The organism is Micromonospora endophytica (assembly GCF_003236305.1).
Classification (GTDB): Bacteria; Actinomycetota; Actinomycetes; order Mycobacteriales; family Micromonosporaceae; genus Micromonospora; species Micromonospora endophytica.
The window spans coordinates 1-9,846 of record NZ_POTX01000219.1; the positions used below are offsets into that span (position 1 = coordinate 1).

The 9,846-nt window shown below is 71.6% G+C and carries 10 protein-coding genes; 4 read left to right on the forward strand and 6 right to left on the reverse strand.

Annotation, left to right across the window (positions count from 1 at the left end; genetic code table 11):
• Positions 1-38 precede the first annotated feature (38 nt).
• The 4 genes from tsaB to C1I93_RS24215 are packed head-to-tail and all read left to right on the forward strand — an operon-like array spanning position 39 to position 2,518.
• Positions 39-716 carry a tRNA (adenosine(37)-N6)-threonylcarbamoyltransferase complex dimerization subunit type 1 TsaB gene (tsaB, locus tag C1I93_RS24200; protein ID WP_111245589.1) on the forward strand — a complete coding sequence of 226 codons (678 nt, stop codon included), beginning with the start codon at positions 39-41 and terminating at the stop codon, positions 714-716.
• A complete protein-coding gene (rimI, locus tag C1I93_RS24205) occupies positions 713-1,195 on the forward strand; it encodes a ribosomal protein S18-alanine N-acetyltransferase (protein WP_111245590.1) in 483 nt (160 codons plus the stop codon). Before tsaB ends, rimI begins: the two co-directional genes overlap by 4 nt.
• Before the next feature lie 7 nt (positions 1,196-1,202).
• Entirely contained in the window at positions 1,203-2,249 is a 1,047-nt protein-coding gene (gene tsaD, locus C1I93_RS24210) for a tRNA (adenosine(37)-N6)-threonylcarbamoyltransferase complex transferase subunit TsaD (RefSeq protein WP_111245591.1), read from the forward strand.
• A 14-nt stretch (positions 2,250-2,263) separates the two neighbouring features.
• On the forward strand, positions 2,264-2,518 hold the full coding sequence (locus C1I93_RS24215) for a hypothetical protein (protein WP_111245598.1): 255 nt from the start codon (positions 2,264-2,266) through the stop codon (positions 2,516-2,518).
• 77 nt (positions 2,519-2,595) lie between these two features.
• Here C1I93_RS24215 and C1I93_RS24220 read toward each other — a convergent pair whose 3' ends face one another.
• The 6 genes from C1I93_RS24220 to C1I93_RS24245 form a co-directional block, all read right to left on the reverse strand.
• Positions 2,596-4,239, reverse strand: a complete 1,644-nt coding sequence (locus C1I93_RS24220) for a copper resistance CopC/CopD family protein (RefSeq protein WP_111245592.1) — start codon at positions 4,237-4,239, stop codon at positions 2,596-2,598.
• A gap of 11 nt (positions 4,240-4,250) precedes the next feature.
• Positions 4,251-4,988 (reverse strand): DUF4142 domain-containing protein, encoded by a 738-nt coding sequence (locus tag C1I93_RS24225; protein WP_111245593.1) that lies wholly within the window; start codon positions 4,986-4,988, stop codon positions 4,251-4,253.
• A 149-nt stretch (positions 4,989-5,137) separates the two neighbouring features.
• Entirely contained in the window at positions 5,138-6,319 is a 1,182-nt protein-coding gene (locus tag C1I93_RS24230) for an ROK family transcriptional regulator (protein WP_111245594.1), read from the reverse strand.
• Positions 6,320-6,348: 29 nt separating this feature from the next.
• Complete coding sequence (locus tag C1I93_RS24235) at positions 6,349-7,608, reverse strand: sugar ABC transporter permease (RefSeq protein ID WP_111245595.1); 1,260 nt, start codon at positions 7,606-7,608, stop codon at positions 6,349-6,351.
• Complete coding sequence (locus C1I93_RS24240) at positions 7,605-8,426, reverse strand: ATP-binding cassette domain-containing protein (protein WP_111245596.1); 822 nt, start codon at positions 8,424-8,426, stop codon at positions 7,605-7,607. Before C1I93_RS24240 ends, C1I93_RS24235 begins: the two co-directional genes overlap by 4 nt.
• Before the next feature lie 102 nt (positions 8,427-8,528).
• Entirely contained in the window at positions 8,529-9,623 is a 1,095-nt protein-coding gene (locus tag C1I93_RS24245; protein WP_111245597.1) for a sugar ABC transporter substrate-binding protein, read from the reverse strand.
• Positions 9,624-9,846 lie beyond the last annotated feature (223 nt).

A 9,846-nucleotide genomic window follows, 5' to 3' on the forward strand; every position in this document is an offset into this window, starting at 1 on the left:
TCACGGGGCGGTCGGTGGGGCGGCTAGGCTGGCTCACTGTGCTCGTACTGGTGGTGGACAGCTCGACCCCGGCGGTGACCGCGGCAATCGTCGAGGTCACCGCGGGCGGCCTCACGTGCCGGGCACATCGGTGCACCGTCGACGCACGGGCGCACGGTGAGCTGCTCGCGCCACAGGTGGACGCGGTGCTCGCCGACGTCGATGCCCGACCGGCGGAGCTGGGCGCGATCGTCGCCGGGCTCGGCCCCGGCCCGTTCACCGGGCTGCGGGTGGGTCTGGTCACCGCCGCGACCATGGGCCAGGTGCTCGGTGTCCCGGCGTACGGTGTCTGCTCGCTCGACGCCATCGGGTACCCGGCGGCCGCCGGCGAACCGGTGCTGGCGGCGAGCGACGCGCGGCGTCGGGAGATCTACTGGGCGGTCTACGACGGTGCCGGCCAACGCCTGCTGGGGCCGGAGGTGGGCGCGCCCGCGGTGGCCGCCGAGCGGGCCCGGGCCCTGGCCGTGACCGCTGCGGTCGGCGACGGTGCACACCGCTACGCCGACGCACTGGGGTTGCCGCTGCGGGCCGAACCACGCTATCCCGATGCGACAGCGCTAGCCGCCCTGGCCGCCGAGCGGATCCGGGCCGGTGCGCCCGGCGACCCGCTGACCCCGCTCTACCTACGGCGACCGGACGCGGTGGCGGCGACCGCGCGCAAGCCGGTCCTGCCATGAGCGAGCGGCAGCGAGCGGATCATCAGCCCAGCGAGGTACGGCTGGACCGGTTCCGCTGGTGGCACATTGACGAGGTGCTGCCGATCGAGGCGGACCTCTTCGGCGCGGAACAGTGGTCCGCCGCGATGTTCTGGAACGAACTGGCCAACGGCCAGCACTACCGGGTCGCGACAGCTGCCGACGGCGCGGTGCTCGGCTACGCCGGGCTGGCCGTCGCGCCGCCCGACGAGGCGTGGGTGCAGAACATCGCGGTCCGCCGGGACGCGCAGCGCCGCGGGATCGGCCGGCTGCTGCTGGAGGCGCTGCTCGCCGAGGCCACCCGGCTCGGCGTACGCGCCGTGCTGCTGGAGGTCGCGGCGGACAACGCACCGGCGCAGCGGCTCTACGCGACGTACGACTTCGAGCCGATCGGCGTACGTCGTGGCTACTACCAACCGAGCAACACCGACGCGCTGGTGATGCGGCGCATCCGGGACTGAGAGTGTCATGGCTGACGAACCACTGATCCTCGGCATCGAGACCTCGTGCGACGAGACAGGTGTCGGTGTCGTACGCGGGCACACCCTGCTCGCCGACGCGCTCGCCTCCAGCGTGGACCAGCACGCCCGGTTCGGTGGTGTGGTGCCCGAGGTGGCCAGCCGGGCGCATCTGGAAGCCATCGTGCCGACCATGGAGCGGGCGCTGAGCGAGGCGGGGGTGACCATCGCCGACGTCGACGCGATAGCGGTCACCGCCGGTCCCGGGCTGGCCGGCGCGCTGCTGGTCGGTGTGGCAGCGGCCAAGGGGTACGCGGTCGCCGCCGAGAAGCCGGTCTACGGCGTCAACCACCTGGCCGCGCACGTCGCCGTGGACACCCTGGAACACGGCCCGCTGCCCGAACCGGCGATCGCCCTGCTGGTCTCCGGCGGGCACTCGTCCTTGCTGATGGTGGACGACCTGGCCCGGGGTGTGACGCCGCTCGGCGCCACCATCGACGACGCGGCAGGTGAGGCGTTCGACAAGATCGCCCGACTGCTCGGTCTGCCGTTTCCGGGTGGGCCGTACATCGACCGGGAGGCCCGGGCCGGCGACCCGGCGGCCATCGCGTTCCCGCGCGGGCTGACCGCGGCCAAGGATCTCGCCCGGCACCGCTACGACTTCTCCTTCTCGGGATTGAAGACCGCGGTGGCCCGCTGGGTGGAGGCGCGGCAGCGCGACGGTGAGCCGGTCCCGGTCGCCGACGTGGCGGCCTCGTTCCAGGAGGCGGTCTGCGACGTGCTGGTCGGCAAGGCGCTGGACGCCTGCCGCAGCAACGGCGTCGAGACGCTTGTCATCGGCGGGGGAGTGGCGGCCAACTCGCGGCTGCGGGCGTTGGCCGAACAGCGGGCCGCCCGGCACGGCATCCGGGTACGGGTGCCCCGGCCCGGACTCTGCACCGACAACGGCGCGATGGTGGCGGCGCTCGGCGCGCACCTGGTCGCCTCGGGGGTCGCGCCGAGCCGGCTCGACCTGCCCGCGGATTCGGCGATGCCGCTGACCACGGTCAGCGTGTGAGAGAGGACGGCGACGTGATCGTACGGATGTGGGAGGCGCGGGCGGAGCCGTACGCGCTCGCCGACCTGATCACCTGGGTGTGTGACAGCGCCCTGCCCGAGTTCGAACACGACCCGCTGCACCTGTCCAGTGAGGTCTTCTCCTCCACCGATCACCGGATCGTGGTGATCTCGAAGTGGCGCAGCAGCCCCCGGCCGCTGCCCGACCCGCCGGTGATGCTGCTGGCCCGGCCGGCGCACTCGTGGGACTTCACCCAGGTCGACCGCTGAACCCCCGGTCCGCACCACCGGCCCGACCCGCTGCCCGGCCGCGCCTGCCCGCTGCCTGACCCGCGCCCGGCCGCCGGTCAGCCGATGGTCACCGTGGTGGTCGCGGTGGATCTGTCGATCTCGCTGGTCCGGGCGCTGATCCGTAGCGTCCACTCGCCGGCCACCGGGAAGTGGATCTCAGCGCTGCCGTGATGCGGCTCCAGCGCCAGGACATCGACGGTGATCGGCTCGATGCCGGCGTCGGGTAGGGCTGCGGTGATCGTCCACTCCGCCACCGGCAACTCCTTGGCCTGCGGCGTGTAGACGTATGCGTGCAAGCTGTTCGCGGTCCCGGCGACCGCCGGGTAGATGTCGAACTGGAGGGTGAACAGGTCGGTGGTGAGCGACTGCGCCACGCCTTCCCGGGTCACCCCGTCGGCGGCCGTGCCGGCCGTACGGCCGGGCGGGGTCTGCACCAGCACCGCGGTCAGCGCCAGCACCACGGCGGTCGCGGCGAGTTCGACACCGGCGGCACGGGCGACCCGGCGGGGCGATCCGGCGGCGGCCTTCGCCCGGATCAGCCGGCGCTGCCACGCCGCGACGGCCAGCACCCCGGCCAGCAGCACGGCCTTGGCCAGCAGCAGCCGACCGTACGTGCTGCCCAGCAGCGCCGCCGGCCGACCCAGTTCGATCGCGGCCTGGAGCACGCCCGCGGTGACCAGCCAGGCCACGGCCAGCGTGGCCCACCTCGACCAGGCCGGCAGGATCCGGGCGAGCACCCGCTCGTGGGTGCCCCGCAGCAGGAACACGGTGAGGGCGAGCAGCCCACCCAGCCAGACGGCGACCCCGGCGATGTGCACGGTGGTCAGCGCGATGCTCACCGGCGGCACCGGTGAGGCCACCGGATGCCCGGCGAGCGGCCAGGTCACCAGTCCGGCCACCGCCACCACGGCCAGCGCGGCGAGACGCCCCCGTCCGGCGGTGCCCCGGGTGACCGCCGGCAGCAGCGCCGCGGCGAGCGCCACCAGCGCCAGGCGTACGGTCAGCACCAGCCCGATGTTGGTGTCGGCGACCGCGCGCAGGTCGGCCGGGGAGAGTTGCCCGACCGGCGCACCGACCACCTGTGCGGCCTGCCCGATCCAGGTGCCCACGGTGGCGACCGCGACCAGACCGAGGCCGACCAGCGCCATGATCGTTGCGCCGCGCCGGGAGCGTCGCCGGGGCCACAGGGCGGCGGTGAGCAGCGGCGGGCCGATCGCCAGCAGCAGACCCACATAGCCGAGGTACTTTGCCGCCGGCACCAGCGTCCCGGCCGGCGACTCGGTGCCGCTCTCGGGCGGCAGCGGCGGGGTGGCCGACGGCGCTCCGGCGGCAAAGGTGAAGCTGCCGGCGATCGGGTGGCTGTCCGCCGAGATCACCCGGTAGCTGACCAGGTAGGTGCCGAGCGGCCGGTCGGGGGCGCGCAGCGTGATCCGCATGGTGCCGTCCCGGACTTCCGGGTCGCCGACGTTTATCCGCTTGCCGTCGGGCGCGAGCACCTGCACCCGGCCGGCGACGGCGGCGATCGGCTCGCTGAAGGTCACCAGCACCTCGCGGGGTGCGTACCCGAGCACCTCGTCGCGCTGCGGCGTGGTGCTCACCACAACGGCGTGCGCCGCCGCTGGTCCGGCGGGGACCAGGGCGGCGCACAACGTGGTCAGGATCAACCCGAGCAGGACAACGGCCCGGGTGCGTACGGCCATCGGTGGGTGGCTCAGCTGCGCCGGAACAGGCGGTACGTGAGGAATCCGCCGGCGCCCAGCGCGCCGAGGAAGATCGCCCAGATCACGGTGTTGCTGATGCCCACCTGTGGGGCGCTGTTGGCCTGCGCGCGGGCGATCAGTCCGTCCTCGCCCGGCGCGGGAAGCACGGCGGGCGGCAGTTCGGCATAGCGAACCAGGCCGGTGCTCTCCAGCAGCAGCATGTGGTCACTGACGAACTTGTTGGTGGCGTTCGCCAGGTCCCGGACGACTTCGTTGCGGGTGGCGCCCCGGACCGCGGTGACGACCGGGAGGATCGCGCCGTGGGCGACCCGGAGCCGGGTGACGAAGATCTGGTCGAACTGGGTGCCGCTGGCGTTCTTCATCTCCGTCAGCCACTGCTGCTGCTGCGCGGACGGCACGGTCGGCACGGTCGCGCCGAGCTTGTTGGCGGCCTCCACGGTGAGTCGGTCCAACTCCTCGTGCTGCCGGGCGATCTCCGCGCCGACGTCCCGGACGATCTGCGTGGTGCCCTTCTCGGCGGCCATCTGCCCGGCGGGCATCTCCCAGAGTCCGGCCAGCCGGACCCCGTCGAGCAGTGCCTGGTCGGCGGCGGCGAGTTGCTGGCCGGCGGGCGCGGCAAGCGCCGCTCCGGGCAGCACGACAAGGGCTGCGGCGATCGTGGTGAGTAGCACCGCCAAGCGACGGGACCGGTTGCCCTGCCGGCGACGAACGGAATCCAGCGGTGCCATGTCTGCGGCGCCTCCTCGGACGAGAACCGATCATCTTCGTGACGGGCGTCCGCATCCCGCCGGTGCCCGTCCGGACACTGGTACGGATTGTCTGGCCCATCAGTTCACCGGTTCACGAAACGGTCTGCGGTCATCTGTAGGCGAGCCGGTCAGCCCACGTCGAGAGGGTCGGCCAGCAGCCGCTCGAAGGCGAGTTCGGCGGCACCGATCAACGGGGCGTCCTCGCCGAGCTTCGGCGTACGCAGCCGGACGTGTTCCAGGCAGGCGGGCAGTCCGTTGGAGTTCAGCCGGCTGCGGATCTGGGCGGCGGCGGCCAGGTAGAGGTCGCGCATCGTGCCGCCGAAGATGACCATCTCCGGGTTGAAGATGTTGATCAGATTGGCGACGCCGAAGCCGAGCCAGTCGCCGGCCTGGCGTACCGCGGTCTGGGCCCGGGCGTCGCCCCGGTCGGCGGCGTCGAAGACCGCGAGCATCGCCTCCCGGCCCCGGGCGTCGGACCGTCCGGCGGCCCGCAGCAGCGCGTGCTCGCCGATCTCGGTCTCCCAGCAACCCCGGTTGCCGCACTCGCAACGCACCCCGTCGCGGGCCACCACCATGTGCCCGACCTCACCGCTGTAGCCGCCGTGCCCGGTCAGCCGCCGCCCGCCGGCGATGATGCCGGCACCCACACCGACGTCGCCGTAGAGGTAGATGACGTTGTCGCAGCCGGCCGCCACCCCCCGGGCGTGTTCGGCGAAGGCCGCCACGTCGGCCACGTTGCCGACCGTGACCGGCACGTCCACGCCGAGTTCGGCGCCGAGCGCCGTACCGATCGGTTCGTCCACCCAGCCGGTGGTCGGGCCGAGCCGGACCAGTCCGTCGTCGCGGCGCACCATTCCGCAGACCGCCACGCCCGCGCCGACACAGACCGCGTCCTCCGGCAGCCCGTGCCGCATCTCCTTGACCGCCCCGGCCAGCAGCGGTGCGACCTCCGTCGCGGTCAGGCCGCGCGGCCGGTCCAGCTCCCGGCGGTCGAGCACGGCACCGCCGAGACCTACCCGCGCGGCCCGCAGCCGGTCCACCTCGATGCTGCACGCGTACGCGAAGACCCGGGCCGACTCGGGCCGGACGACAAGCGATGGTCGTCCGGCCCGGCCGGTTTCCCTCGGCGCCCCCTCTGTCACCAGGCCGGCCGCGGCGAGGTCGGCGGTGAGCGCGCCGATGGTGCTCCGGTTCAGCCCCAGCGTGTTTGTCAGCTCGGCGCGGGTGGTGGCGCCGTGCAGGTGCACGTGGCGCAGCAGGGCACCGAGGTTCTGTCGACGGATCTCGTCCTGGCTGGGTCCTGCGCGCATGGGAGCTTTACTACCTTCGGTGGTGCTGGTCAGCGGTTGCCGGTGGCGGCGGCTCGTCGTCGGGACAGCGCGTCGACGCTCGCCGCGAGCAGCAGCACCACACCGGTGACCACATACTTCACGCCCGGGCTGTAGCCCATCAGGCCCATCCCATTGTCGATCACCGCCACCACGGCGCCGCCGAGAACCGCGTCCAGGACCCGGCCCTTGCCACCGAAGAGGCTGGTGCCACCGATCACCGCCGCGCCCACCGCGTAGAGCAGTACGTTACTGCCGCCGGTGTTCGGGTCGACGGAGTTGGCCCGGCTGGCGGCGACGATGCCACCCACCGCAGCCATGGTGGAGCAGATCACGAAGACCGAGATGCGGATCCGGTCCACGTTGATGCCGGCCCGGCGGGCCGCCTCCTTGTTACCGCCGACCGCGTAGATGTGCCGGCCGTAGCTGGTGCGCTGGAGCACGAAGGTCCAGATCACCAGCAGCACGGCGATGATCGGCACCACGATCGGCACGCCCTTGAGCGAACTGATCAGCACGTTGCGGCTGCGCTCCAGGTTGAGCACGTAGACGGCGACGCCGAGGACGACGGCCAGCACGCCGATGCGGGCCAGCACCATGGCCAGCGGGTCGTTGATCAGTCCCCGGGCCGCCCGCTTGCGGTAGCGCAGCAGTTGCACCGCGGCGAATCCGGCGACCGCGAGGGCGGCCAGGGCCCAGCCCAGCGTCGGCGGAAGGTTGCGGTTGGCGATCGCCACCAGCACCGGGTCGCGGACGGAGATGTTCCGCCCCTCCTCCATCAGCAGCAGGACCACGCCCTGGAAGGCGAGGAAGCCGGCGAGGGTGACCACGAACGAGGGGATGCCGACCTTGGCGACCAGCAGACCGAGCGAGGTGCCGATGACCAGGCCGGTGAGCACGGCGGCGAGCACCGCGACGTACCAGGGGTGACCCAGGACGGTGATCACGTTCGCCAGCACCGCCGCGCAGACGCCGCTGGCGAAGCCGGCCGAGAGGTCGATCTCGCCCAGCAGCAGCACGAAGACCAGGCCCATCGCGATCAGCGTGACCGCCGCACCCTGGGTGAACAGGTTGGCGAAGTTGCCCGCGGTGAGGAACGACGGCCGCATGATCGAGAAGATCGTGCAGAGGACGAGCAGCCCGGCGACGGCCGGCAGCGCGCCGATGTCGCCGCCGCGTACCCGTCGGAAGTAGCCACGGACGTGGCTGCCGATTGTGGGTGCCGATGCGACGGTGGCCGGCCCCTCCTGCTTGACGGCGGTGGTGCTCATGCCATCCCTCCGCGGTGCTGGGGTCCGGCCGGTGCCGAGCCGTTGCCGTTGCCGCCCGTGTCGGCGGTGAGCCCGAGCGTGCCGGTGCGACCGGCGGTGATCAGCTCGACGATCTGGGCGTGGGTGATGTCGGTGGTCTTCACCTGGGCGACCATCTGGCCGAGGTAGAGCGCGGCGATCCGGTCGGAGACGGCGAAGACGTCGTTCATGTTGTGCGAGATGAGCACGACGGCCAGGCCGCTGTCGGCGAGCCGGCGGACCAGTTCGAGCACCTGGGCGGTCTGCGCGACGCCGAGCGCGGCGGTCGGCTCGTCCAGGATCACCACCTTGCTGTTCCAGAGCACCGCCTTGGCGATCGCTACCGTCTGGCGCTGCCCACCGGAAAGGCTGGAGACGTGCTGGCGCAGCGACTTGACGGTGCGTACCGAGAGCCCGGCCAGGGTCTCCGCGGCCATCTGCTCCATGGTCGGCTCGTCGAGCACGATGCCGCTGCGCTTCTCCCGGCCGAGGAACATGTTCTGCACGATGTCGAGGTTGTCGCAGAGCGCGAGGTCCTGGTAGACGACCTCGATGCCGAGCGACGCGGCGTCGCGCGGGCTGTTGATGCTCACCGGTCGGCCGTCGAAGAGGAACTTGCCGGCGTCGGTGGGGTAGATGCCGCTTATGCACTTCACCAGGGTCGACTTGCCGGCGCCGTTGTCGCCGACGAGTGCGGTCACCTCGCCCGGGTAGGCGGAGAGGGCAACATCACGCAGAACCTGGACGGGACCGAAGCTCTTGTCGATCCCGCGTAGCTCCAGCAGTGGGGTCGCGGACACGGGGGTCTCCTTATTCACGGAGGAAGAACGGGGCCCGTCCAGCGGCGTCGCGCCGCCCGGCACGGGGTTGCCGTGCCGGGCGGCGCCGCCGGACGGGTGCGGTCAGCTGATGCCCGCGTCGGTGCAGAGCTTGGCGAATTCGTCCTTGCAGATCTGGTCCTTGGTCACGTAGCCGTCGGCGATGACGTCCTTGACGTTCTCCTTGTAGATCGCCGCCGGAGTGAGCAGGACGGACGGCACGTCGCGGCCGGTGTCCGGGTCCTTCACCGTCTGGCCGGTCTCCTTACGCTGCCCCTTGGCCAGCCCGATGGCCAGTTCGGCGGCGGCGTCCGCCTCCTTCTTGACCGCCTTGTAGACGGTCATGCACTGGTCACCGGCGAGGATGTTCTGCAGCGCCTGCGGGTCGGCGTCCTGGCCGGTCACCGGGACCTTGCCGTTGAGGTTGTTCTTCTTCAGCACCGAGATGGCGGCGTTGCCGAGGCCGTCGTTCGCCGACAGCACCCCGTCGATCTTGCCGCTGGCCTTGGTGAGCTGCTGCTCGAAGATCGTCGCGGCCTGCGCGTTGTCCCAGTCCGGCACCGAGTCGTCGGCGACCTGGGTGTACTCGCCGGCGTCGAACTTCGGCTTGAGGACCGAGTCGTAGCCCTCCTTGAACAGGGTCGCGTTGTTGTCGGTCGGCGAGCCGTTCAGGTATGCGATCGCCGGCTTCTCCACCTTCGCGTCGGTGAGGCACTTGACCAGGCCCTCGCCCTGGAGCTTGCCGACCGCCACGTTGTCGAAGCTGACGTAGTACTCGGCCGAGCCGCCGAGGGTGAGCCGGTCGTAGTCGATGGTGGCCACGCCCTGCGACTTGGCCTTGTCGAGGACGGCCTTACCGGTGCCGGAGTCCAGGTTGACGATCATCAGCACGGTGACTCCGCTGGTGATCATCTGGTCGGCGATGGTCTGGAAGGCGTTCTTGTCGCCCTGCGCGTTCTGGATGTCCGACTCGACGCCGGCCGCGTCGAACGCCTCCTTGAGGAACTTGCGGTCCGCGCTCTCCCAGCGGACCGAGGACTTGCTGTCCGGCAGGATCACGCCGATCTTCGGGGTCTTGTCCGAGCCGCCCGGTTCGTTGCTGGAGTCGTCGCCGCAGGCCGTCAGGCTGCCGAGGGCCAGCAGGCCCACGGTGCCGACGGCGAGGAAGCCCTTGCGCATGTGCAGGGTCCTTTCGAGGGTGGGGGAAGGGTGTCGGTGGTGAGTTTTGTTGTGTCCGGCAACGTATTAGGGGTCACACGGCAACACAAGAGCGCCGAGGTCACGAGTTTGTTGTCGGCAGTAACAATTCAGCAACGCCGCTGACACCGACCCGTGCCGGTCCGGCGTCTTGCACCTTTGGTGCGGTGTGTCGTGCGGCCCGGCAAGTGGCGCGGCGGGCGAT

Coding starts and splice junctions, on each gene's coding strand:
- rimI (WP_111245590.1), top strand. CDS start 713: ATGAGCGAGCGGCAGCGAGCGGATCATCAGCCCAGCGAGGTACGGCTG.
- tsaD (WP_111245591.1), top strand. CDS start 1,203: ATGGCTGACGAACCACTGATCCTCGGCATCGAGACCTCGTGCGACGAG.
- C1I93_RS24220 (WP_111245592.1), bottom strand. CDS start 4,239: ATGGCCGTACGCACCCGGGCCGTTGTCCTGCTCGGGTTGATCCTGACC.
- C1I93_RS24225 (WP_111245593.1), bottom strand. CDS start 4,988: ATGGCACCGCTGGATTCCGTTCGTCGCCGGCAGGGCAACCGGTCCCGT.
- C1I93_RS24230 (WP_111245594.1), bottom strand. CDS start 6,319: ATGCGCGCAGGACCCAGCCAGGACGAGATCCGTCGACAGAACCTCGGT.
- C1I93_RS24235 (WP_111245595.1), bottom strand. CDS start 7,608: ATGAGCACCACCGCCGTCAAGCAGGAGGGGCCGGCCACCGTCGCATCG.
- C1I93_RS24245 (WP_111245597.1), bottom strand. CDS start 9,623: ATGCGCAAGGGCTTCCTCGCCGTCGGCACCGTGGGCCTGCTGGCCCTC.